The organism is Clostridium sp. KNHs216 (assembly GCF_006714885.1).
GTDB lineage: Bacteria > Bacillota > Clostridia > Oscillospirales > Acutalibacteraceae > Caproiciproducens.
This window is the reverse complement of sequence record NZ_VFMF01000001.1, coordinates 1473855-1496418: the sequence shown is the minus strand read 5'-3', so window position 1 is coordinate 1496418 and position 22564 is coordinate 1473855. Positions and strand designations below refer to the sequence as shown.

25 protein-coding genes are annotated in these 22564 nt (G+C 45.0%); 20 read left to right on the top strand and 5 right to left on the bottom strand.

Going from position 1 to position 22564, the window contains the following annotated elements:
- Positions 1 to 224: 224 nt before the first annotated feature.
- Positions 225 to 806, bottom strand: a complete 582-nt coding sequence (locus LY85_RS19505; RefSeq protein WP_243122502.1) for a tyrosine-type recombinase/integrase — start codon at positions 804 to 806, stop codon at positions 225 to 227.
- Positions 807 to 917: 111 nt separating this feature from the next.
- Positions 918 to 1151 carry a site-specific integrase gene (locus LY85_RS19500; RefSeq protein ID WP_243122501.1) on the bottom strand — a complete coding sequence of 78 codons (234 nt, stop codon included), beginning with the start codon at positions 1149 to 1151 and terminating at the stop codon, positions 918 to 920.
- A 154-nt stretch (positions 1152 to 1305) separates the two neighbouring features.
- Between LY85_RS19500 and LY85_RS07290 the strand changes: the two genes are divergently transcribed.
- The 4 genes from LY85_RS07290 to LY85_RS07275 all read left to right on the top strand — a co-directional run bounded on the left by LY85_RS07290 (position 1306) and on the right by LY85_RS07275 (position 4890).
- Positions 1306 to 2298 carry a hypothetical protein gene (locus LY85_RS07290; protein ID WP_141826097.1) on the top strand — a complete coding sequence of 331 codons (993 nt, stop codon included), beginning with the start codon at positions 1306 to 1308 and terminating at the stop codon, positions 2296 to 2298.
- A gap of 160 nt (positions 2299 to 2458) precedes the next feature.
- The gene (locus LY85_RS07285; RefSeq protein ID WP_185741146.1) at positions 2459 to 3412 is read left to right on the top strand and encodes a DUF5104 domain-containing protein; all 954 of its coding nucleotides are present in this window, start codon (positions 2459 to 2461) and stop codon (positions 3410 to 3412) included.
- Positions 3413 to 3541: 129 nt separating this feature from the next.
- The gene (locus tag LY85_RS07280; RefSeq protein WP_141826095.1) at positions 3542 to 4108 is read left to right on the top strand and encodes an HXXEE domain-containing protein; all 567 of its coding nucleotides are present in this window, start codon (positions 3542 to 3544) and stop codon (positions 4106 to 4108) included.
- Positions 4109 to 4446: 338 nt separating this feature from the next.
- Complete coding sequence (locus tag LY85_RS07275) at positions 4447 to 4890, top strand: GNAT family protein (protein ID WP_207705549.1); 444 nt, start codon at positions 4447 to 4449, stop codon at positions 4888 to 4890.
- Between the two features lie 414 nt (positions 4891 to 5304).
- On the opposite strand, the gene LY85_RS07270 is transcribed toward LY85_RS07275, so the two are convergent.
- Positions 5305 to 6762, bottom strand: coding sequence for an MDR family MFS transporter (locus LY85_RS07270; protein WP_141826093.1), 1458 nt, complete (start codon positions 6760 to 6762; stop codon positions 5305 to 5307).
- 179 nt (positions 6763 to 6941) lie between these two features.
- On the opposite strand from LY85_RS07270, the gene LY85_RS07265 reads away from it, so the two are divergent.
- The 6 genes from LY85_RS07265 to LY85_RS07235 all read left to right on the top strand — a co-directional run bounded on the left by LY85_RS07265 (position 6942) and on the right by LY85_RS07235 (position 12348).
- Complete coding sequence (locus tag LY85_RS07265; RefSeq protein WP_141826092.1) at positions 6942 to 7571, top strand: TetR/AcrR family transcriptional regulator; 630 nt, start codon at positions 6942 to 6944, stop codon at positions 7569 to 7571.
- Positions 7572 to 8244: 673 nt separating this feature from the next.
- The gene (locus tag LY85_RS07255) at positions 8245 to 9228 is read left to right on the top strand and encodes a serine hydrolase (protein WP_141826090.1); all 984 of its coding nucleotides are present in this window, start codon (positions 8245 to 8247) and stop codon (positions 9226 to 9228) included.
- A 183-nt stretch (positions 9229 to 9411) separates the two neighbouring features.
- Positions 9412 to 9747: a metalloregulator ArsR/SmtB family transcription factor gene (locus tag LY85_RS07250; RefSeq protein ID WP_141826089.1), complete on the top strand. Its 336-nt coding sequence runs from the start codon at positions 9412 to 9414 to the stop codon at positions 9745 to 9747.
- Positions 9748 to 9810: 63 nt separating this feature from the next.
- Complete coding sequence (gene arsD, locus LY85_RS07245; protein WP_141826088.1) at positions 9811 to 10206, top strand: arsenite efflux transporter metallochaperone ArsD; 396 nt, start codon at positions 9811 to 9813, stop codon at positions 10204 to 10206.
- The gene (arsA, locus tag LY85_RS07240) at positions 10206 to 11942 is read left to right on the top strand and encodes an arsenical pump-driving ATPase (RefSeq protein WP_141826087.1); all 1737 of its coding nucleotides are present in this window, start codon (positions 10206 to 10208) and stop codon (positions 11940 to 11942) included. The genes arsD and arsA overlap by 1 nt, the downstream gene beginning before the upstream one ends.
- A gap of 10 nt (positions 11943 to 11952) precedes the next feature.
- Complete coding sequence (locus LY85_RS07235) at positions 11953 to 12348, top strand: arsenate reductase ArsC (protein ID WP_141826086.1); 396 nt, start codon at positions 11953 to 11955, stop codon at positions 12346 to 12348.
- 29 nt (positions 12349 to 12377) lie between these two features.
- On the opposite strand, the gene LY85_RS07230 is transcribed toward LY85_RS07235, so the two are convergent.
- Complete coding sequence (locus LY85_RS07230; RefSeq protein WP_243122500.1) at positions 12378 to 13265, bottom strand: C39 family peptidase; 888 nt, start codon at positions 13263 to 13265, stop codon at positions 12378 to 12380.
- Positions 13266 to 13911: 646 nt separating this feature from the next.
- Here LY85_RS07230 and LY85_RS07225 point away from each other — a divergent pair.
- From LY85_RS07225 to LY85_RS07210, 4 genes are all read left to right on the top strand, one after another.
- Positions 13912 to 15018, top strand: coding sequence for a radical SAM protein (locus LY85_RS07225; protein ID WP_141826085.1), 1107 nt, complete (start codon positions 13912 to 13914; stop codon positions 15016 to 15018).
- Positions 15015 to 15635, top strand: coding sequence for a TetR/AcrR family transcriptional regulator (locus LY85_RS07220; protein WP_141826084.1), 621 nt, complete (start codon positions 15015 to 15017; stop codon positions 15633 to 15635). Before LY85_RS07225 ends, LY85_RS07220 begins: the two co-directional genes overlap by 4 nt.
- Before the next feature lie 248 nt (positions 15636 to 15883).
- Entirely contained in the window at positions 15884 to 16243 is a 360-nt protein-coding gene (locus LY85_RS07215) for a VOC family protein (protein WP_141826083.1), read from the top strand.
- Positions 16244 to 16534: 291 nt separating this feature from the next.
- Positions 16535 to 17218: a glucosamine-6-phosphate deaminase gene (locus tag LY85_RS07210; RefSeq protein ID WP_141826082.1), complete on the top strand. Its 684-nt coding sequence runs from the start codon at positions 16535 to 16537 to the stop codon at positions 17216 to 17218.
- A 173-nt stretch (positions 17219 to 17391) separates the two neighbouring features.
- Here LY85_RS07210 and LY85_RS07205 read toward each other — a convergent pair whose 3' ends face one another.
- Positions 17392 to 17940 carry a TetR/AcrR family transcriptional regulator gene (locus tag LY85_RS07205; protein WP_141826081.1) on the bottom strand — a complete coding sequence of 183 codons (549 nt, stop codon included), beginning with the start codon at positions 17938 to 17940 and terminating at the stop codon, positions 17392 to 17394.
- Positions 17941 to 18215: 275 nt separating this feature from the next.
- Here LY85_RS07205 and LY85_RS07200 point away from each other — a divergent pair, with 275 nt between their 5' ends.
- The 6 genes from LY85_RS07200 (at position 18216) to LY85_RS07175 (ending at position 22564) form a co-directional block, all read left to right on the top strand.
- Positions 18216 to 18623, top strand: a complete 408-nt coding sequence (locus tag LY85_RS07200) for a PTS sugar transporter subunit IIA (RefSeq protein WP_185741144.1) — start codon at positions 18216 to 18218, stop codon at positions 18621 to 18623.
- Between the two features lie 23 nt (positions 18624 to 18646).
- Positions 18647 to 19138, top strand: coding sequence for a PTS sugar transporter subunit IIB (locus tag LY85_RS07195; RefSeq protein ID WP_038325472.1), 492 nt, complete (start codon positions 18647 to 18649; stop codon positions 19136 to 19138).
- Positions 19139 to 19381: 243 nt separating this feature from the next.
- Positions 19382 to 20185 (top strand): PTS sugar transporter subunit IIC, encoded by an 804-nt coding sequence (locus LY85_RS07190; protein ID WP_042082145.1) that lies wholly within the window; start codon positions 19382 to 19384, stop codon positions 20183 to 20185.
- Positions 20186 to 20242: 57 nt separating this feature from the next.
- Positions 20243 to 21067 (top strand): PTS system mannose/fructose/sorbose family transporter subunit IID, encoded by an 825-nt coding sequence (locus tag LY85_RS07185; RefSeq protein ID WP_038325471.1) that lies wholly within the window; start codon positions 20243 to 20245, stop codon positions 21065 to 21067.
- Positions 21068 to 21229: 162 nt separating this feature from the next.
- The gene (locus LY85_RS07180) at positions 21230 to 22168 is read left to right on the top strand and encodes a hypothetical protein (RefSeq protein ID WP_141826079.1); all 939 of its coding nucleotides are present in this window, start codon (positions 21230 to 21232) and stop codon (positions 22166 to 22168) included.
- Positions 22169 to 22255: 87 nt separating this feature from the next.
- A complete protein-coding gene (locus tag LY85_RS07175; protein ID WP_141826078.1) occupies positions 22256 to 22564 on the top strand; it encodes a (2Fe-2S)-binding protein in 309 nt (102 codons plus the stop codon).

Below are 22564 nucleotides of genomic sequence, written 5' to 3'. Positions count from 1 at the left end.
CAGAAGGTAAAAAACAAAGGCCAACAATATTGTCGAAAAATACTGGAATACCCCTTAACAAAACAAGTATCTTAAAACTCAATAAGGTATATGCATATTATTGCAATCAATGCGATTTATTTATTATTAGGAAATAAATGCGACATCTTCTCATGTAGATAAGCGGATACTGTAGCGCTTATCCCTTATCCTGAATTGTGCATAATGTTTAATAGCCATGATGCTCAATTGAACATCATGGCTAAGGGGTTAGCGTTGACTGCAGCATGAAGCTGATTGTCATCGACATGAGTATAGATTTCTGTGGTTGCAATGCTTTCGTGTCCGAGAATCTGTTGCAGAGATCGGATATCAACATGCCCATACATGAGGGTTGCGGATGTATGGCGGAGTTTATGAGTGGACAAGCCGTCAGGGTTGATGCCTGAGGCCACGATATGCTTTTTAACTACGTTTTGAACGGAGCGGGTCGTGAGACGCTGATGGTTCCGGGAAATAAATAGCGCATTAGTATCTACATTCATGGACTGACGATTTAGAAGCCACTTTGATAAAGCTTTCTTGACTGCCGGCGTCATATAGATTTTTCGTTCTTTATTGCCTTTTCCAATGACAGTCAGTACATCACTATCGACCTGTTCGACGTTGAGCGCTGCCAGCTCTGAAAGTCGCAAAGCACAATTCAGAAAAATTGTGATGATACAGTTATCTCGTGTTGAACTGGAACTGGACTCAATCAGAAGACGCACCGATTCCTCTAAGGTCATACAGCGAACGATGCGCTTGGGTAACTTTGGTGTTTCCAATTCTTCGGCAATGTTATTATTAATAATATGCGCCTTGAATTTGAGATACTTCCAAAATTGTCGGATCGAAACAATCTTTCTGCATCGCGTGCCTGGCGAATTATGAAGCGTTTACTGATGATAAGCAATGAAGCCGTACATATCGGTCAGTTGAATGGAACGGATAAAATCCAAATCAGCAAACTTAAAACTGGCTTTCGTGATACCTCGTTGGTCTGCAAGGTAACGGAAAAATTGGAGCAAATCCATTCTGTACTCAAGTATCGTATTTAGGCTACGTCCCTTGATTGTAATGAGATAAGACAAATACTGTTCCGGAATGGGACATGTTTTAGCAGACTGCATATTATCACCTCTATGCTAAGTATCACCAGGGGTGAGCAAGCGCATACAGATGATAGCAATAATGCTTGCTCGAAAAGATTGACGTCGAATCCAGTAGAATCAAATATGATTCTCGCGCCATATTTAAGCTCGCAAAATTGAGGAGATTTAGATAATGATAGTTTTTAAGAGCAAACTAATAAATGAAAAATCATATAGTGAAATATTAAGCGCGAATTCAGAACAAAATCCAGGATATATAATTAAGAGGCTTTCAAATGAAAAAATAATTTACGTTAAAAAACGTCAGCAAGATATGACGGCACAATATTCAACTCCATTTGTCGGAAAAATAATATTCGACCAAGAGTATTCCACGATAAAAGGTTTTTTTATCCCTGCATTTCAAATGACAATATTCCGGATTTTTATATTGGGAGTGCTTTTTTATTGTCTGACTCCCGATTTTTTTACATATGGACATTGGAACATCGGTGAATCCCTTTTGCTTGCAATCCTATTTATTGCCGAAGCAGCCGGAATTCGAAAGAAGCGGCAAATAAAATGTGAGGTGATTCAATCCATTAAATCAACTTTTCAAGCCGAGTTAGTATCTCCGAAAGGGAAATATCAACAGAAAAAATTAAAAAGACAGGACCAATACGAAATTTGGCATTGTGGATTATTTCTTGTGGCCTATATAGTTTTTATGTTGATCTGCTTACCACCTTTTGCTTTTGGTATTGTTATCAGTATTCTAGCAAAAGTATGGTATGGAGTTGTCTTTTTTATGGGTTTCACTCTTGCAACAGTGGCAACTGGCATCATCCATACCGAATGGCTGTGGCGAATACGATTTAACAATGAAGGTGTTGCATTAAAACTTTTGTGGCGTGAAAAAATTTCTTTTAAGTGGGATGAGATTCAAGAAATAGGTCTTGCCCCTGTCTCTACATATGCGAGAGGTATTCCAACAGGTATTCAAGTTTGGGTTTTTATTTCAAGAGATCATCTGGTTTATAATGATTTCCGTGAGGTGATGAAAAAGAACGAACGTGATCCGGAAATTATTTGGCTAATATATAATAAAAAAAACTATGAGATATTAAGGCAGTTTTATAAAGGAGATATTTTAAACTTTGACTATTTAAAGAGTTTCACACAATAACTCAGTAAATCATAGATAAGAGAAATTACTTTCCATCTCTAGTAATTACGAACTGCCCATTTTGTTTATTACTATGTGAGGGAGGCCATACTGATTATTTATATTAAGAATACTGTGATGTTATCTAAGAAATTATGTTATGGATTAAGAGATGAAAGCAATGAAACTTCATAAAGTAATATGCTTCTTGTTAAGTTGTTCGATCATAATATTATCAGGATGCAGTCTGCTACCTGGCATCCAATCCCGTGCAGAGATGTTGACTTCTGAAGTTGCGGATGAAGATAAGGCCAATTTGAAAACAACACAAGACGTCTTAAACTGCTTTAGTAAGAAAGATATCAAAGCACTAAAGGCTTTACTATGTCCTAAGACTCAGCGCTTGACAGATACCGACCATCAAATTCTTGCAGCCTTTAAATTTTTTGATGGTGAAGTTACTTTTTTTAATAAAGATGTAACAGGAAATCAAGAGGATGATACTGAATACGGAAAAAAAGTACTTCTCACTAGGGGCTGGAATATCGAAGATGTTTTAACGACTGTAGGCAAAAAATATTCAATTTACATTCATACTTATAACATCTGCGATGCTGATAAAAGCCGGGAGGGAATTACAGATATTACTGTCACAAGCGGTGTCAAGAATTTGAAAATCGGTTATAGCTGGCCTTTATATGATAGTGATGGTAATGATTTGTCATACAAGCTTGTTGATGCATTTAGCGATCATAGCATGAATGGGATAAAATCCATGTTATGTCCTAAATCCTCTAAAATGGCAGACATTGAGACTCAAATTGAAGATGGGCTTAACTTTTTTAAAGGTAACGCGACTGAGGGTGTCGTGAAAGGCAATAGCTTACTTTATGATGGCGATCATGATTACCATACTACCGTCAGCGATGATGAAACCGTGAAAAATGGCAAACCAACCCGCACATCCATAACCGTAATAAACGAAAATATTGAAACCGATGCAAATAAAACATATAAAATTGAATTTCATGCAAATATTCTCTATACTGGTGATGAAACCCGTAAGGGAATAACACAAATAATTATTATAGATGGTGAAGGAAAAAGGATAGTAATTGGAGAGAGATTAGACTAATTATTTGCCGGACATTATAGGCACAATAATTGGCTCGAGAGCATTCTCCGAACTTCGTATAATGTTTATGACATCTATTGAACATGGCCAAGCTATCAGCCCTGTTGGGAAATGAGGTAATCCGACTATATGATTAAGCGATTTGCGGCAAGTCAGGCTTGGGCAAGATTATGCCCTTTTATGGGTATGATTGCAACAATAGTCTTATTTTCCTTCAGTAGATGGGATCAGCCGATTTTCTGGGCACTTTGCAATATCCCGTTGTACTTATTCCATCAGACAGAAGAGCATTATTGGCCCGGTGGATTTAAGAAATTTATGAATGAAAAGATTTTCAATTTGTCGGTCGGTGAAGAAAGACTAACTGATATCAAGATATTTTGGATCAATATATTGCTAGTATGGATTGCTTTTTTGATCTTTGGTATAGCGGCCTGCTTCAATATTGGATTCGGGCTTTGTATTATTATTTTTAGTATCATGAATTGTTTAACGCATATCTTACAAGGCATCAAAACGATGGAATGGAATCCAGGATTGGTTATGTCGCTTATACAGTTTTCGTTGTCACTTTATGCCGCCTATTTCATTACATCTCATGGCCTTTCGTATGCCACCGCATGGTGGATTGGCAGCTGTGCATTTTCTGTTGTTATTCATCTGATTGTATTCAAGTTCGTAATGTCGAAAAAATAGGCCGATATTATGATAATGCTGATTATTTAAAGGCAGCACCCTAGACCTCGCATAATGTTTAAACTGGATTGAGAATGCACGGTTCCGGCCGAAGCGATATGCTGGACGGAAAGGATAATATTATCCATTTATCACGTAATGCGTTGAAATATTTGTAATTATGTTAATACGCAGTTCGAAGAGTTTACTGAACTGTGTATAAGCCAGTACTAGAACATTGTAAATAAACGGAGGCTTATTATGCTGTTGGGTACAAATTTAAAGATAAGGCCAATTGAAAAAGAAGATTTCGATCTGATCTACGAATGGTGCAAACACAAGACTGCCTTGGAAATTTTATGGGCATGCAAATGGTATATAAAGAAAGGTTTTTAGAGGCTTTTGAAAATAGTCTAAAAAAGCCTGAGCGATTCTATTCAATTATCGAAAATAAAGACGGAAAGCCAATCGGAGAAATAAATTGTATTCAAATTCTCGGAAGCGATACTACTGTTGAAATTGGAATGTTAATTGCCGAAACAATTTCAAGAGGAAGAGGGATAGGAACAGAAAGCCTTAAACTTTTTGTAAATTATCTTTTTGAGACGAACCATTTGATGAGGATACAGTATAAAACCAGAATTGATAATGTAGGCATGAAAACTATTGGAGAAAAGATTGGATTTCAGATCGAAGAAATATTAAAAAAGTATAAGTTTGACGCTGGCGAGTATAGAGACTACTATTTGTTGGCGATTACACGTGATGAATGGAAACAAAAATATATACATAGTGCTACATAAGATCCTGCGAACTTGTATAAGGCTAGAATTATTCACTTAATAATGGGAAATGTACTTCCCATAATGTTTATTATAGAGATCAGTAATGTGAACATTTCCATGGGAGCAAATATTTGTACCCTTTTCCCTTGAATCTTTATGACCTAACTTTCCAAGGGATCAGCACTACTGGTTCCTTTTTGTTTGGCTGCGAGAGACTCAAATCCAAAAGGGGTTGAACGTTAGAGAACATGCCAGCGATATGTTTTCAGCGAAGAGCCATACTGCTAGTGATGAATTCCTCTATCTCCGCCAGGGGTTGCACCGTGACATATTCATCCACAGTCTTACGGACGCATTTTGCTGTATGAAAAAGCTCAGCCTTTCGGCTGAGCTTTTTCAACTAAATTCGCTTTTGGCAAATGATGCGGGTTTTCACGCTTTCTCTATTGTTTCCTCCGTGGCCGCTTCCGGCTCCGATTTTTTAAGCATCGTCAAAAACAACGTAGGAATTACTGCAGCCACGGTGAAGCCGATCGACCACCAGAACGAGACGTTGAAGGAATAGGCAACAGCAGGAAGATCAGACTGTATGTGGCCCGCCATCTGCTGCTGAGCGGCGGTTGCAAGAATGGCGGACCCGAAAGCTCCGCCGATGGTCTGAAAAATCCGTGTGGCAATGCTCGCATGAGGAACCTGCTCTTTTGGAAGTCCAATATAGGCGGACATCATGATTGCAATAAATAAGCCGCCAAGCCCTGCCCCTCTAACCAACAAGGCGATAGACAAAAGGATATAATTCGTATCCGTACCCGCAAAAGCAAACGGCAGCGTACCGATTGCAATAGCGGCGAGGCTCATCAGCACAATGTTGCGCGAGCCGTTACGGTCAGCTGTTTTCCCGGCCCAGCTTCTGGTCAGCAGCATACCTATGCCCTGAGGAAGCAGCCATAAGCCGGCTGACAGTGCACTTGCACCGCGTACCTCCTGATAATAGAGCGGCAGCATCAGCATGGCCCCGTTCGTAATGATGCCGCTGAAAATCAGCAGAATATTTGAAGCGGAAAAATTGACGGATTTGAACAGCCGCACATTCAGAGCCGGTTCCCGTTTCGTATTCAAAGCATAGACGACATAGGATGCCATTAAAACGACGCCGATGATAAGCGGAATATAGACCGTGCTGCTGCCAAGTCCCCCGTGCGAAGCAATCTGGGCAATGCCATAGATCAGGAGGGCAAACGCGGGAGAGAGCAAAATCATGCCGATCACATCAAGGGATTCTTTCTTTTCCGGCAGTTTGTCGGCCGGTATTCCCCACAAGGCTAACGGGATTGCCACGATGCAGATCGGGATATTTACCCAGAAAATAGCGTGCCAGCCCCAGACATTAATGAGAACCCCTCCCAATACCGGACCAAGGATCGGCCCGAGCAGACCGGGTATGCTGACAATCGACATGATCCGCCCAAGATTGCGTCCGCCGGAAACCTGTACAAGCTCCGTTTGCAGCGTCGGCATCATCAATCCGGCGCCGATCCCCTGAATGACCCGGAAAATAATCATGCTTTCGATGTTCCATGACAGCATAGAGCATATGGAGCCAATTAAAAAAATCGCCAGTGAAAAGACGTATAATCGCTTGCCTCCGAATCGTTTGGTGGCCCATCCTGAAACCGGAACGGCCAGCCCCATCGCCAGAACGTACCCCGTCGTGATCCACTGCACGATAGAAATATTTGCTTTCATATCAGCCGCAATGGCGTGGAGCGCCACGTTGACCATCGTCGAATCGAACAGCGGTGCAAGCGCCCCAACGACCAGAACCATGGCAGTCTTGAACACGACCCGGTCAAGCTTTTCTTTTACCGGTTTTATATTCTCTGTACTCATGAGAAATCTCCCTTCGCTTAATTAAGGAAACGGTTGCGTTTCTTATATGGATATGATATGATAAATACAGATTTTATTCAATTGACACACTCCACATAGAAATAAGAAACTTTTTCGTTCCTTATGTGGATTTTTACAACAGGCTCGTGAAGTGTTGAGGCTTGGAGGGAAACTGAAAAATGGACGAGCAAAAGAAGGGCACGCGCCGCCGGGGAGAAATTCTGGAGGAAGCGATCCTGGACGCTACGATGGATGAACTCGTCGAAAATGGCTATTCGCATTTGACGATGGAAAGCGCCGCGGTGCGGGCGGGGACCAATAAGGCTGTCCTTTACCGCCGCTGGGCCAACAAGTCGGAGCTTGTGATAGCCGCCCTGCGTAAATGGATACCGACAATCAACATAGACGACATACCGGATACCGGGAGCCTGCGCGACGATGTGGTTGCCTATCTGCGCGCACGTGTGGAACCAGTGAAAACAATCGGCCCGCAGACGATCCGGGGACTGATGATGGAACCGCAGGTTTGGCGTACTTTAGTTGCTTCCATGCCTCAAATCGTCCAGCGGAGATCGGAGAATAAAGAGGATAAGATGACGGCGGCTATGATGACAATCATGAAAAACGCGGAACTCCGCGGGGAAATTCGTTTGGAAAAACTGTCGCCCCGGATCATCTTGCTGCCTTTTAATCTGCTGCATTATGAGCTGATCACAAAGCAAGAAATTTCCGACACAACAATAGCGGAGATCGTGGACGATATTTTTATGCCGCTGATCCGATCTAATAACCGATCAGCGGATGAATAATTGCAATAAGGTGTTGCTCACGTCTTTATGTGGATCTTTATATGGCCTGACTTCCCAAAAGACATGGCTTTCCGTCAAGGAATGTCCATGTCTTTTTTTGTATAGGAAAATATGTTATTATAAGCTCAAAAGTTTTTGTAAAGAACCTGAAACAAATGGAGATTTAGACTACATACCTATGTGCATTGATGAAATGATTGCCTCTGATTTCGAAGTTAGAGCCATCGACGCCATCGTGGATAAAATAGACATTCCCTTAATCGGATTTACATATTCAGAAACAAAAGAAGCCCGAAGAAAACCATATAACCCGTCGATATGTTTAAGTTGTATGCATACAGCTACTTTAATGGAATTCAATCCCCGCGAAAAATTGAACAGGAATGCAATAGAAATATAGAAGTAATGGGGGCTAGGCTTATTACTGCAAACAAACAGCAGTGCAAGGATTATGTGAAAGTATCGCTGACTTGGATGTAACAATAGCAACTCTCTCTTTTCGGAAAAGCCTTTAGTTTTATAGCAAGCCCCATTTTATACAGGATATGCAATTGAATGTTCGAAGGGTAGCCAAGTTTTTATTAATTTTAAAAAAGTTCTTGCAAATGATTTTTAATGGATATATCCTTAATTTCAAGGATATCCTTTATTCACTTAAAGGAGATATTAATTTATGAATCAAGAAAAAATTAAAGAGCTTCAAAAGATAATAAACAGCGATTACAGCAATATTGCGGGCATTGTTGTACAGAAAAGCGGCAAAGTGTTATATGAAAACTACTGGAATGGGTACACCTCCCATAATGCTGTTCACGTGGCGTCGGTAACAAAGAGCGCGGTTTCTGTGTTGATTGGTATCGCCATTCATAAAGGATACATCAAAAGCGTCGACCAGAAAGTATTGGACTTTTTTCCGGATTACACTGTTGAAATCGGTGAAAAAACAATACAGGAAGTTACGGTTAAAAATTTACTTACCATGACGGCTCCATATAAATACAAGATGGAACCATATGAAAAGTTCTTTGCCAGCCGAAACCCAATTCAGGATGCACTGGATTTGTTAGGCGGTGATGGGCCCGTTGGGGAATTTAATTATTCTGCTATCGGAGGAACCCACATTTTGTCAGGCATTCTTGTGAAAGCCACAGGGCAGTCAATTCTTGATTTTGCTGGGGAAAATTTATTCTCTCCATTGGAAATCGATGTTGCGCACAATGTGGTATTGCATAGTAAAGAGGAGCAAATGGCTGTAATGAGTGATAAAAACACCAGTGGTTGGGCTGTTGATCCCCAAGGGATAAGCACGGCGAGCTGGGGCCTTTTTTTAACACCTGTGGATATGGCAAAAATAGGTCAACTGTATTTAAACGGCGGTGTGTGGAACGGCAAACAGATTGTACCGACCGGGTGGATAACTGACAGCACGAGGGAACATAGCCGCTGCGTCCAATGGGGCAATCTATCCTATGGCTACCTTTGGTGGATCATTGACGGAGATAGCTATGCAGCTTTGGGTGATGGCGGAAATGTGATTTATGTTAATAGGAAGAAACAGATGGTTGTTTCTATCGCTTCTCTTTTAATGCCGGACGCCAAGGATAGAATAGAATTGATAAAAGAGTATATAGAGCCAATATTTGAAAATGGTATATAATGACTTTCGGCTTATTAGGGAGATTATGAGCCAGACTGCGTTGAAATCTATAGAATGATTTGGAGACACCTGTGAATTCACGGGTGTCTTTTTTTGCAAAATTTAATTTGAATTTCATATTGACGTTTTTCGATTTGATGCATATAATAGTCATATCGAAGTTTATAGATTTGAGGTGCCGGCATGGAAAACTATTCGGAATACAAAAAAGTGTTCAAGGCGCTGGGGGATCCCAAAAGAGCTATGATTGTAGATATGCTCTCCTGCGGGGAGCTTTGCGCCTGCATGATTTTAGAAAAATTTGAGATGTCCCAATCCACTCTGTCCCACCACATGAAGCTCCTGTGTGAGTGCGGGCTTGTCAAGGGCAGAGAAGAAGGCAAATGGACGTACTATTCGTTGGATGCGGATACCATCAGCAAAACAAAGCAATTTTTCTGCGCCATTACCTCCGATAAGGAAAACTGTATCTGTAAGGAAGCTGGGAACTGCTGCAAAGGATGCGATGAGAATCAGTAATTGCTGTAGCAGCCACAATCCCTGGTTAATAACAAATAATTATATTCAAAGGAGCTGTCGGTCATGAAAAAAATGAAAATATTTGAACCGGCCATGTGCTGTTCCACCGGCCTTTGCGGAGTAGGCGTCGATCCTGAACTGCTGCGTATCTCCACTGTACTGAATACGTTGAAAAATCATGGAATTCCCGTCGGACGCTACAATCTGAACAGTGCGCCGATGGAGTTTGTCAACAACAAAACGATCAATACTTATATCAATGCCTATGGTCCGAAGGGTCTTCCGGTTATCATGGTGGACGATAAAATTATCATAGAAGGCAGATACCCGACCAACGAAGAATTTACGAAGCTGCTTGATCTTCCTGAAGAGCTGCTGGCAAAACAGAGTAAGCTTGTGAAAGTGAAAATCACCCGGAAAAAATCAGGAGACTGTTGCTGCAAGGGGGGCTGCTGCTGATGGAGTTTTTTCATCCCTTGACGATTTCCCTGACGAAATACCTGTTTTTCACCGGGAAGGGCGGCGTCGGTAAAACCAGCATCGCCTGTGCCACCGCAGTATCGCTGGCAGACAACGGAAAACGGGTACTGCTGATTAGTACCGATCCGGCCTCAAACCTGCAGGATGTATTTTCAATGGAACTGACAAACAAGGGGACGCCCATCCCCGGCGTACCGAATCTGGTTGTGGCAAACCTCGACCCCATACAGGCCGCCGCCGAGTATCGGGACAGCGTGATCACGCCTTATCGCGGCAGGCTGCCCGCGTCGGTGATCGCCAATATGGAAGAACAGCTTTCCGGCTCCTGTACCGTCGAAATTGCGGCGTTCAATGAGTTTTCCGGATTCATTACAGACGGTAAGGTGCAGAAGGAATACGACCATATTATTTTCGACACGGCCCCTACGGGCCACACCCTGCGGATGCTCCAGCTTCCGTCCGCATGGAGCAACTTTATCAATGAAAGCACGCACGGTGCGTCCTGCCTGGGCCAGCTTTCCGGGTTGGAGAGCAGGAAAGCGGTTTACAAACAGGCCGTGGAAACGCTGGAGGACGAAAACCTCACTACGCTGATTCTCGTTACCCGTCCCGAAACTGCACCGTTCAAGGAGGCGGAACGGGCCTCCGGCGAGCTTTCCGCGTTAGGAGTATATCATCAAATACTGGTTGTCAACGGAGTGCTGACGGGACACAGCGACGCTTTGTCTTCCAGACTGTATGAAAAGCAGCAGGCGGCCCTTGACAAGATGCCGGAAGGCTTACGGGCGCTTCCGCTTTATAGGGTGCCCCTGAGGGCCTATAATGTCACGGGACTTGCCAATGTGCGCGCCTTGCTGAATACCGACCATGTGGCCGCATACGCGGAAACGCTGAAAGCCGCCCGTGTTCCCGTACTGAACGACGTCATAGACGAACTGGCGGCAGCCGGCAAGCGCGTCATTTTTACAATGGGAAAAGGGGGCGTAGGCAAAACCACCGTCGCCGCCGCTGTCGCGTTGGGCCTTGCGAAGCGCGGAAAAAAAGTCCACCTGACCACCACCGACCCCGCCGCACATCTCAAACTTGTGCTGGACGAAACCAGCAGTGTTTCCATGAGTCATATCGACGAGGCCGAAGAACTGAAGAAGTATCAATCCGAGGTGATTGCCAAGGCCCGCGCGTCGGGCATGAGCGATGAGGATATTGCCTATGTGGAGGAGGATTTACGTTCTCCCTGTACACAGGAAATCGCCGTGTTCCGCGCCTTTGCGGAGGTAGTGGAAAAGGCCGACGATCAGGTGGTGGTAATAGACACTGCGCCTACGGGTCACACTCTGCTTTTACTGGAATCCACACAGAGCTATAACCACGAAATCGAACGAACCAAGGGCGAAATCCCCGAGCCGGTAAAGCGGCTGCTGCCCCGGCTGAAATCCGACGAAACCGAGGTTGTCATTGTTACCCTGCCCGAAGCGACCCCCTTTTACGAGGCGCTGCGTCTGGAGGAGGACTTGAAGCGGGCAGGGATTGCCGCCAGATGGTGGGTAGTCAATCAATCCCTATATGGTACGGACACCACCAGCCCCATGCTGGCGGCGAAAGCGGCGAGCGAGGTGGAATGGCTTAACCGTATTGACGAGCATGCGGACGGTAAATTTGCGCTGATTGCGTGGAGTGCCGAAGAAGTCAAGGGCGACCGTCTGTTGACGCTGTGAGGAGGAAAAGATGGTAAAAGTTGCATTTATCTGTGTCCACAATTCCTGCCGCAGCCAGATCGCCGAGGCGCTGGGCCGCCGCCTTGCCGGCGATGTTTTTGAAAGCTATTCGGCGGGAACGGAAACAAAGCCGCGGATCAACCAGGATGCCGTTCGCCTGATGAAGCAGCTTTATGGGATCGACATGGAAAAGACACAGCGTTCAAAGCTGCTTTCCGAAATTCCTCCGGCCGATATTGTCGTTACGATGGGATGTAATGTCGCCTGCCCATACCTTCCCTGTCAACGCAGGGAAAACTGGGGGCTGGACGATCCGACGGGAAAAAGTGACGAAGAGTTTGTTAAGGTCATCAGGCAGATTGAAAGGAATATTCTGTCTCTCAAAGAAAGCCTGACTGGTTTGTAAACGGCCCCCGGTAAACCGGGGGCCGTCATTTATGCGGAGAACGCCCAGAGATTCCGGATCTGGGGCTTTAATGTCCCGTAGCTCCACGCCTGCTCGCTGCGGCTTTTGCTGTTAGGATCGTTCACCAGAAAATTCCCGTTTTCATATCCGTATAAAACAATAAAATGCCCTACTGTTGTGAAGTCGCCCGGGCGCAGGCTGCAGATGATCGGGTGCCCCTTTGCAAGCTCCTGGGCCAAAAGGCTTTCATCCAGAGGGATTTCCCGGGAGGAAAAGCCCAAATCCTTCGCTCCCTTGGACATCAGCGTCCAAAGTGTGCTGCCGGTTGCATCCAGATATCCGTTTTTCTCGCTGAATTCAGCAACCGCTTTGGGGTTTAGGGCGGAATCTCCCGTCAGTCCGACGGCAACCATGGAAAGACAGGTAGGGCCGCAGCCATCCAGCGCAATGATACCGTCCCCATAGGAAGCGTACCCCCAATCCTCGTCCCATTGCATCAGAAGCGGAATCCGGCCCTGCCGGTCCTTTCCAGAAAGGTCGATGTTCTTGGCCGAAGTGCCCTTTTTCTCCGGATAATCCAGCGTGAAATCGAGAAGCTCCGGGTTTCGGGTCAGCGATTCAAGAAGCCTTTCGGGGTAACGCCCCGGATTTTGCAGGATCGGTCCGGCTTTTGGGTTCTGTGCCGCCATGGCCTGCAGCGTCTCTGCCGTCTCTTCAGGGATGGTTCCCGTTTCCAGCCCGGCAGAAGGGGACTTCTGTGACAATAATTTTCCGGGAAGAACATCCTGTTCCAGCGGGATCACTCTGAAATGTATCAGGAGGGCCGCCGCCGCTGCCAGAAGAATCAGCAGCAGCAGGAAAGAATGCTTTTTTCGCGGCCTCTTATATTGATATTCTTTTCTGTTCCGGTTGTCCAAATTGCAACTTCCCTTCTTGAACATATTTCTGTAAAAACACAATTCACTGCATTCCGGAGATGCTTCTGCGGGACTTAAACGAGGATAAGTGCCCGACTGATTAATTATATCAGATGAAAATAGTTTTTGTTTTAAGAGATTTTGACAAATTTCTTACGAAAATCTTATATTTTTATTGGGAGAACATTGATGAATCCCGTGCAGACGATAAAAGGGCCTCCATCTAATCAGAAAACGGAAGCCCTTCCTTTCGGTTCTATTACAAAGTGTATTTGCATTATTTTACGGGAATCTCCACATCACCCACTGTGATTTTTTCGACCTTGTCAAAATCCAGCGGCGCACTAAATTGATAAGTCATAGTAGAGTTTTCTTTGGTTCCGGTTCCGGGGCCTGGGAGAATGTTCTTTTGCGTACCGTCCTTGAACAGGATCATCAAATCGGGGCTCTCGGGAATCGGACCGGTATATGGTTTTGTATTGGTATAAACGATATTTACAGAAGGAGACGAAAAATTTGTTTAGCTTAGGAAAAAACAATGTAACAGACAAAAGCTAACCTTTGTTTTATGCCTTGACAAGCTAGCACTCACTAGCTATACTTAAAGCTAGTATTTACTAGCTTTATTGCAAGGGGGCAAAACATAATGGAAGCAGCCTTTCATCTTGAATCGTATTTGACCGACGGAGTTGAGAATATCGTATCGGGTATTCTGAAAGCAACTCTGTACAACCCAAAAGAGAGTTGTTTTATGGCGAAGTATGCCGCGCAGAGCAAGCGGTCCATCAAACTACGGCAGGCAGCGCAAAAAAACGGACAGCATATTCCGCCGTTTCTGATTGCAAGTATCACTACACAATGTAATTTGCATTGCAAAGGCTGCTATGCGAGAGCCAACCATAGCTGCTATGACCAAGATTCAGCCGAAAATGCCCAACAGCTTCTGCGAGCGGAACAGTGGGGAAGCATTTTTCAGGAGGCAGCCGATTTAGGGATAGGGTTTATTCTTCTGGCCGGCGGTGAACCCTTTGTCCGACGCGATGTGCTGGAAACAGCCGGAGAGTATCCAAGTATTTTGTTCCCGGTCTTTACAAACGGAACGATGTTTAATCAGAACTATCTGGAACTGCTGGATCGGAAACGGAATTTAATCCCGATTGTAAGCATTGAGGGAAATCGCGAGACAACGGATGCCCGACGCGGGGCCGGGATTTATCAACGATTGCATTCCGCGCTGCAGGAACTACATAACAGGCAGCTGTTATTCGGAGCTTCCGTCACGGTGACAAAACAAAACCTGATGGAGGTTTTATCGCATTCTTTTATCGACGAATTGAGCGTCAGCGGCTGCAAAGCAATTATTTATGTGGAATATGTTCCTGTAGATCATCGGACCGCTGATTTGGCGCTGGATGACGAAGCCAGAAAACGGATGGCCCAGAGGCTTGATGCTGTCAGAGCCAGCCGTTCGGATATGTTAATGGTTTCTTTTCCGGGAGACGAAAAAAGTTCAGGAGGCTGCCTGGCAGCAGGGCGGGGATTTTTTCATATCAATGCATTTGGAGGGGCGGAGCCCTGTCCGTTTTCTCCGTACTCGGATGTCAATGTTTCTGATACCTCTTTGCAGGAATCCTTGCAATCTCCCTTTTTTCAAAAGCTGCGCCAGGGCTACCTAATGCGGGAGCATACCGGCGGATGTGCCCTCTTTGACCAAGAGACACAGGTCAAGATGCTACTGAAGGAGTCAACATGACAACAAAAGAAAAGATCATCGAAGAGGCCCTGACGCTCTTTTCCACAAGAGGCTACAAGGGAACCAGCGTAAAGAATGTTGCGGATGCGGTAGGAATCAAGGACAGTTCACTGTATAAGCATTTCAAAAGCAAAAAAGAGATTTTTGACACGATAGTGAAAGAAATGCAAAACCGTATGTCCGGACTCTCTCCTGTGGCCGGGCTGGCATCGGGGGACTGCAAGGCGGAAGCAAATGCATATGGAAAATTGAACATTGACGGTCTCCGGATTCTTAGCAGACAAATTTTCTTATTTTATCTGAAAGATGATTTCGTTTCGCGCTTTTGGAGAATGGCAATGATGGAGCAGTACCACTCTCCAGAGATCTATAAAATTTATCACAGAATATTTATGGAAGAAAGCATTACTTATCAGGCAAACCTATTTCGTGAAATGACACGACAGGGGTATTTTATTTCGATTGATCCTGAAATAATGGCAGTAAGCTTTTATTCTCCTATTTTCTTTCTGCTTACTAAATATATGGGAGAGCCGGAGGAAGAAGAAACTGCACTGATATCGCTTGATAAGCAGGTTGAAGAATTTTGCAGAATATATTGGAATCCAAACAGGTAACGTGGCTTTGCATTCTATGAAACTATTAAGAAGATGCCGACTGGCAGATGTTGATCCGTTTTCTCATTAAATAAAAGCGCCTTTTGACTTCTCATGAAATCAAAAGGCGCTTATCATTGATACGGATTCCCTGTTTTCAAATCTGGCATACGGGCGTCGGGTTTTATGTGATATAATATAAAATCAAGTAATAGGACAGCCGTTCGACACCTATAAAAATTGAATGTCCAATGAAAAGGAGATACGTTATGCATATCAGGCAACTAACTATCATGGTTAAAAATCTTGAGGAATCTATTGAGTTTTATGAGACAATTGCAGAATTGAAGGTATCCCGCCGCTTCAAAGAGGGGCCGGGGGAACTCGCATTTCTAACAAACGGCGGCGGAGAAACGGAAATCGAATTGGTTTACATGCCACAGGCGCAGAAGTTTGAAGGCAAGGGCTTTTCTATTTGCTTCGTAACACAAAAACTGGACGAAATGCATGAGCTTGTGCAAAATAAAGGACTAGCCCCCTCGGATATCCGAAATCCCGACGCACAGAGCCGTTATTTTTATGTCTATGACCCTAACGGAGTGTCTATCCAGATAAGACAAAAATTTTAAGACATCATTCGTTGAACGCATCCATATTCTGATACTTTTATCATACTTTCAAGCTTGCATTTTATAACGGTTTTCAGATTCCGGTTCAGCATGTAAGCATAGTGCCTTCACGGGGTGTAAGCTGTCCGGTGAAGGCCACTTTTTTTGTTCAACCGAGTATGAAATTGAAAATATTCCGAAACAGATCGCGGCGTTTTGTAACAGTTCACTTCAAATGCGTTGTTTCATCAAAAAAATAAGTATATAATGTCGACAATGCATTCCAAAATATAGATAAAGAGAGGAAGACATATGAAAATTCGAGTATACGATTCCTATGAGAAGGTAAGCAGAGCTGCTGCCGACCTGATTGCAGCACAATTGCTCCTGAAGCCGGATAGCCACTTAGGCCTTACCGCCGGGAGTACCCCTGTGGGCATGTTTAAAGAACTGATTACGCTCTATAAAGAAGGCAGTGTTTCTTTTGCCGATGCGTGGTTTTACAATTTGGAAGAAATGGTAGGATTTGGTCCGGAAGACGAAGGAAGCTGCTATAAATACCTGCGTGATCATTTATTGGATCACGTTGACGCGAAACTGGAACATCTTCGCCTGCCTGATGGTTTGGCAGAAGATATTGACAACGAGTGCGAGAAATATGAGGCGTTGTTTAATGGTTTGCCGGAGGGCCGGCTGGATATGCAGATTTTGGGATTGGGCACCGATGCACACATTGGCATGAACAAGCCCGACACGGAGCTTCTTACAGAGTGCTATCATGTTAATCCGGGCACCAGCCACAGTGCCGTTGCAATGGGAATGCGCAGCATGCTCCTTGCAAAAAGAATTGTGCTGATTGCCACAGGAGAAAACAAGGCCCAGGCGGTTGCAGAAATGTGCAGCAAAAAAATCACCACACAAGCACCGGCGACCTTTCTGCAATTGCATCCGGATGTTACGATTATTGTAGATAAAGCTGCCGCTTCAAAGATTTAAGCTCAATCGGAGGGCAAACCAGCTGGATTGGGCCCGCAGTTTAAGAACGTCGTCGCAAAGCCGGAAATAAATAAAAATAATAGGAAAAGTTACTTTAGCCATTCGCAAAGAAGGGAAAAGGCAGGCCTGTTGGGGGCCTGCCTTTTGCTATATAAGCAGTGGAAGCCTGCCCGCTAGTAATTCTCAAATTTGGAGATGATGGAGAAGGTGATGCTGGTAATTTCCTCCACACTTTCCGTCATTCCCTTTTGGCTCCAGTCGATCAGGATATTGTAAAAAATTCCAACCAGAGCCGACACTTCATAGTTGCTTTGAAATCCATAGGAATACAGTAAAAGATAAAAAGTGGTGGTCAGATGGTTCTTAATTGCATTCAGGATGAAATGGGTCAGGTCGGCCCGGATTAGGTTTTCAATCAGGAGCTTGTTCTTATAAAAAAACTGAAAAACTGAACGCAGCGTATCTGGCAAATACATCAGCTTGTTCTTGTTGTTCGCATTGATTCCCAAGGTGGTTTCCTCAAGATAACATGTAATAATATCCACGATATTTGTATAATTTCTGTAAAAAGCCATCCGGGACACCCCGGCCTTTTTGGTCAATTCGGTCACTGTGATCTCGCTGAGCTGCTTCTTTTGCATCAGGTCCATCAGTGCGAGAAACAGGCATTCCTTGACAAAATGCCGCTGCATATTTTCCGCTGAGTTTTTATTAACATTCATGTTACAATCCCCCTAGATATGTCACAGTTGAACAAATTATATTGAATATGTTTAAAATAAGTTGTACAATACGAATACGCTGTTTTATAATCCTTTTGCAGTTTTCTTGAGTTTCAAGAAAGCAAAAATGAATTTTTTGCTGAAGCTAATTTCATGCTTCCTATTTTATCTTTGTTCATTCAGCGTATTTTTCCATAATTTCATTATTTCAAATGTTTTCTATTGGAGCAAGAATAAAAATGAATCATTATATACGGCAGAAAAGGAAGAAAGGGATGTTATCTTTGGTTGGTATTTTGTTAGTGACACACGGTTCCTTCAGCAAGGGGATTACCGAAAGCGTTCATCTGATTGCGGGAGAACAGGAGCGTCTGGAAACATTGTCGCTGATGCCAGACGACAATGTGGTCCTGTTTAAAGAGCAGGCTCTGAAATTGATTCAGAAACTGGACGAGGGGGACGGCGTTCTGGTCCTTGTGGATATGATGGGCGGAAGTCCGTTTAACGTGATCGCATCTACGCTTGTAAATCCCAATGTGGAATGTATAACCGGTCTGAATTTACCAATGTTATTGGCAGCACTGGAAATCCGCAGCGGTACGCCGATCAAGGAGATGGCGAAAACCTGCGTTGAAGTGGGAGCCGATGGAATTGTTGATATCCGAAAAAAACTGCAAATTTAGTGAAAATCGAAAGGGGTATTTTTATGGCAGATATTGTTTTGACAAGAGTGGATTTCAGATTGATTCACGGTCAGGTAATCGTGAAATGGAGACAGGTGTATCAGGTCACAAAGATTGTAGTCGTCGATGATATCCTCGCCGTCGATGATTTTATGACAAGGATTTACACCTCTGCCGCACCCGCGGATATTACAGTGAAAATTTATTCCGAAGAAAAAGCGCTGCGCCTGTGGCAGAAAAATGAGTTCGGAACCGGCAGGGTGATGCTGCTGTTCAAGGATATTGAAACGTGTCACCGGATGATTAAAGCCGGCCTGCCTATTAAGCAGATTCAGCTGGGAGGCGTTCCGCACGCAGAGGACAAGAAGGTGATCCTGAAAGCGGTGTCGCTGAACCGGAAGGAAGTCGGTTTGCTCAAGGAACTCCATGACGATCAGGTGGATATTGTTGTGCAGGTGGTTCCGGAGAATCCAAAGCTGAGCTATGAAGATATTTTAAAAAATTTCGCCAAATAAAATGCTGACTCAGCTTATTTTAGAAAGCTGTTTTTGAAAAGGAAGATATGATTTTCTTGGTTTAACCCTTTGCGTGTAATTTAAAAACGAAATCGCACCGGTAAAACTGGTCATCTGCAGACAAAGCCCCCGCTTTTTTGCAGACAAGTGGAACAGGAGGGGAGAAAGAAAAACGGCTGCGGTTTAGTTCTTGAATGATAAAATTTCAGAGACCAAAAAATTATATTTGGGAGGTAGAAGCTTTTGTTACTTATAGCGATTGTAGCAGGACTTTGGGCGACGATTCAAGCATGGAGGCCCGGATACGGCACCCATGAAGTTTTATTTCAGCCACTGATCACTGCCTTTATCTTCGGTATTGCTTTCGGCGATATGCATACCGCCATGATTCTGGGTTCCGCCATCGGCATGATGTACATAGGCCTGATCGCGCCCGGTTCCGAATTGCCCCAGGATATGGGCCTCGCCGGCAGCATCGGTATTCCGATTGCCATGCAGAGCGGAATGGACGCCCAAACCGCAATGGTGCTTGCCGTACCTTTCGGCGTATTGGGCGTCTTTATCAACCAGCTCAGAAGAATTATCAACGCAAATTCCGCGCACAGAGCCGACAAATTCGCGCTTACCTGCAATGAAAAGGGTATTCAGCATGCCGCTTTGTGGTATCCTCTTGCCGTTAACTTCGTTCTTCGCTTTCCGCCGGTTTTTATTGCCGTATATTTCGGCAGTACGGTTGTTCAGTCGTTTATCGCCATGCTGCCGGCCTGGGTCCTTCACGGAATCTCCGTTGCGGGCGGCGTGCTTCCGGCCATGGGTCTGGCGCTGATTATCACGCTGATCGGCCGTCCCAGCGTAATGCCCTTCTTCTTCATGGGCTTTTTCCTGATTGAGTTTTCCGGTTTGAGCACGCTTGCCGCAGCCTGCTTCGGCATCCCGCTGGCAATCGTGGTCGTGCTGATGAGCAAGGAAAATCAGGACAATGTGATGAAAGAAGTCAAGGTTCTGGTGGCGGGCAGCCGCGACGACGATGACGATGATGATGAATAAGCCGACGACAGGTTCTGTCAGGAGCTTTAACGGCAATGAAAGGAATGAGAGATTACTATGAGTGAAACAGCGGTAAAAAAAGAGTCCAAGCTTACGACGAAAGATTTATGGATCGTTTTCTGGAGATGGTGGTGGGCGTGCGAAATGTCCAACTCCTACGAAAGAATGCAGTCAGTCTCCTACTGCTTTGCAATGATTCCCGTTCTGAAAAAGCTGTATACGAATAAGGAAGACCTTGTGGAAGCCCTGCAGAGACATCTGGTTTTCTTTAATACGGAAGGAAATATCGGAATGTCCATTCTGGGTATTTCGGTTGGTATGGAAGAAGAAAAGAGTGTGTCTTCTCTTCCGGGTGACGCCATCATCAGTGTCAAGACCGGCCTGATGGGCCCGGTTGCCGGTATCGGCGACAGCCTGATCGGCGGCGCTGTCCGCCCGTTGATCTTTTCTCTGGCGCTGACCGCCAGCGCTAACGGCTCCGTTATCGGCGTACCCATTATGTTCCTCTATGTTGTGGTTACCGTGATTCTCGGCTGGTTCCTGATGTGTGCCGGGTACAGGCTTGGTAAGGACGCTGTCGCTTCCATGCTGGAATCCGGCTGGATTAACAGAATCATCACCGGTGCCAGCGTTTTGGGCCTGTTCATGATGGGCGCACTGTCCGCCACCACGATTTCTTTGAAATTGGCGGGTTCTTATGTGAGCGCGGGCCAGACGGTCACGATTCAGAGTGTGCTGGATGGTTTGATTCCCGGCTTGCTGCCGTTGATTGTTGTTATGGCAATCTATCTTTTCTTTAAAAAGAAGGGACAGAAATTCCTACCGGTTATTATCACGATTATTGCCGGCGCCCTGCTTCTTTCCTTACTGGGGATTGTCTGAGCAGGACTCCCTGCGCAGTTTTCCACCGGGGCGGACGGGTATAAAACGCGCCCTTGTTTCCTGATAACGGTGGGATTGCAGGAAGCCATCCTGCCGTTATTCTGATTTATCTGTATGTTCTTAACAATTTTTTGGGGCCGGACGGCCCGGGGAGGAATAAGAATGCGTGAATCCATGCTGCATTTCGGCGGTACGTTCGGTAAACGGTTTACCCGAAAGCAAAAGGACCGTTTTATCGGCTTTATCACCAAAATCATGAAGGAGCTCGGCTACAAGGTCCGGACCGTAACGGAAAAAAGAAAATTCGGCGGGAACTCCGTCCATGTGCTGATCGGTAATGTTGAGAAGGCGGGCGTTGTTTTCGTTTCCTCCTACGATACGGCGTCACGGATTCTTTTTCCGAACTACCGGTATTATCCGCTGGACAGGCAAAAAAATTTTAAAAACGAAAAGCGGAACAGCCTCCTGCAGTACGGGATCGCCGGAACGATTCTTCTGATTTGTTTCCTGATTGCTTTCTTTTCAGGGGGCGTACTGAACGGACAGACCCATCTTTGGCGTTTCTTAGCACTGGCCGTTGCCGTATTCGGGGCGTTCCGGGTCGCCTCCGGAATCCCCAACAAATTCAATTTTAACCGAAATACCTCTTCGCTTTTGCTGATCGGCAAGCTTGCCTCGACGGTGAAAAACAGGAAGAAGGCCGCCTTTGTCCTTGCCGATTTCAGCTGTAATTATTACGAAGGCTACAGGGAATTGCAGGAATTTTTCGGAAAAGAACTGCAAAGTAAAAAAGTCGTTGTGCTGGATTGCGTCGGTACGGGTGCACCGATCTATTTCGCTGAGAGAAAGGGCAGGCCATCGAACGATATCGAACGGTTAAAACAGATTCCTACGGGTCTGGACGTACGGTTCACGGAACTTACGGAAGAGCAGGCGGATGATTCTGTTTTATATTTTTTTCCCGACGGGGTTTATGTTTTCAGCGCACAGCAGGCTGATAACCGGCTTTTTGTCCCGGACACCAGAACCGGGAAGGACAGCCGGGTTGATTTCGAGCAGCTGGAGATGCTGCAGAGGCTGTTTGAGGAATATCTGCGCTGAAAAGCCGGCAGGCTGTTTTAAGACCGGTAAGGTGCCGAAGGTACCTGCCCGGTTTGAAATAAATACAACAAAAAGGAGCCAATACTTATGCGAATCACAAATCATCCGGTCCTGGATGAATTTCCAAAGGGTAGGCAGGTTCGGTTTACTTTGGACGGAAACGAGATGCAGGGATATGAGGGAGAGCCTATCGCGGCGGCGCTGCGCGCAGCCGGTGTAATGGTTCACCGGCATACGGCAAAGCTTGACCAGCCGCGCGGTATTTTCTGCGCCATTGGCCGCTGTACGGACTGTGTCATGATTGTGGACGGTAAGCCCAATGTCCGTACCTGCGTCACACCCCTGAGGGAAGGCATGAAAATACAGACACAGTACGGGGTACGGGGAAAGGAGTAA

Coding starts and splice junctions, on each gene's coding strand:
- LY85_RS07290 (WP_141826097.1), top strand. CDS start 1,306: ATGATAGTTTTTAAGAGCAAACTAATAAATGAAAAATCATATAGTGAA.
- LY85_RS07205 (WP_141826081.1), bottom strand. CDS start 17,940: ATGAATGTTAATAAAAACTCAGCGGAAAATATGCAGCGGCATTTTGTC.
- LY85_RS19500 (WP_243122501.1), bottom strand. CDS start 1,151: ATGCAGTCTGCTAAAACATGTCCCATTCCGGAACAGTATTTGTCTTAT.
- LY85_RS07180 (WP_141826079.1), top strand. CDS start 21,230: ATGCGTGAATCCATGCTGCATTTCGGCGGTACGTTCGGTAAACGGTTT.
- LY85_RS07225 (WP_141826085.1), top strand. CDS start 13,912: ATGGAAGCAGCCTTTCATCTTGAATCGTATTTGACCGACGGAGTTGAG.
- LY85_RS07265 (WP_141826092.1), top strand. CDS start 6,942: ATGGACGAGCAAAAGAAGGGCACGCGCCGCCGGGGAGAAATTCTGGAG.
- arsD (WP_141826088.1), top strand. CDS start 9,811: ATGAAAAAAATGAAAATATTTGAACCGGCCATGTGCTGTTCCACCGGC.
- LY85_RS07195 (WP_038325472.1), top strand. CDS start 18,647: ATGGCAGATATTGTTTTGACAAGAGTGGATTTCAGATTGATTCACGGT.
- LY85_RS07285 (WP_185741146.1), top strand. CDS start 2,459: ATGAAACTTCATAAAGTAATATGCTTCTTGTTAAGTTGTTCGATCATA.
- LY85_RS07275 (WP_207705549.1), top strand. CDS start 4,447: ATGGGCATGCAAATGGTATATAAAGAAAGGTTTTTAGAGGCTTTTGAA.
- LY85_RS07270 (WP_141826093.1), bottom strand. CDS start 6,762: ATGAGTACAGAGAATATAAAACCGGTAAAAGAAAAGCTTGACCGGGTC.
- arsA (WP_141826087.1), top strand. CDS start 10,206: ATGGAGTTTTTTCATCCCTTGACGATTTCCCTGACGAAATACCTGTTT.
- LY85_RS07200 (WP_185741144.1), top strand. CDS start 18,216: ATGTTATCTTTGGTTGGTATTTTGTTAGTGACACACGGTTCCTTCAGC.
- LY85_RS07255 (WP_141826090.1), top strand. CDS start 8,245: ATGAATCAAGAAAAAATTAAAGAGCTTCAAAAGATAATAAACAGCGAT.
- LY85_RS07215 (WP_141826083.1), top strand. CDS start 15,884: ATGCATATCAGGCAACTAACTATCATGGTTAAAAATCTTGAGGAATCT.
- LY85_RS07250 (WP_141826089.1), top strand. CDS start 9,412: ATGGAAAACTATTCGGAATACAAAAAAGTGTTCAAGGCGCTGGGGGAT.
- LY85_RS07175 (WP_141826078.1), top strand. CDS start 22,256: ATGCGAATCACAAATCATCCGGTCCTGGATGAATTTCCAAAGGGTAGG.
- LY85_RS07220 (WP_141826084.1), top strand. CDS start 15,015: ATGACAACAAAAGAAAAGATCATCGAAGAGGCCCTGACGCTCTTTTCC.
- LY85_RS07210 (WP_141826082.1), top strand. CDS start 16,535: ATGAAAATTCGAGTATACGATTCCTATGAGAAGGTAAGCAGAGCTGCT.
- LY85_RS07235 (WP_141826086.1), top strand. CDS start 11,953: ATGGTAAAAGTTGCATTTATCTGTGTCCACAATTCCTGCCGCAGCCAG.
- LY85_RS07280 (WP_141826095.1), top strand. CDS start 3,542: ATGATTAAGCGATTTGCGGCAAGTCAGGCTTGGGCAAGATTATGCCCT.
- LY85_RS07185 (WP_038325471.1), top strand. CDS start 20,243: ATGAGTGAAACAGCGGTAAAAAAAGAGTCCAAGCTTACGACGAAAGAT.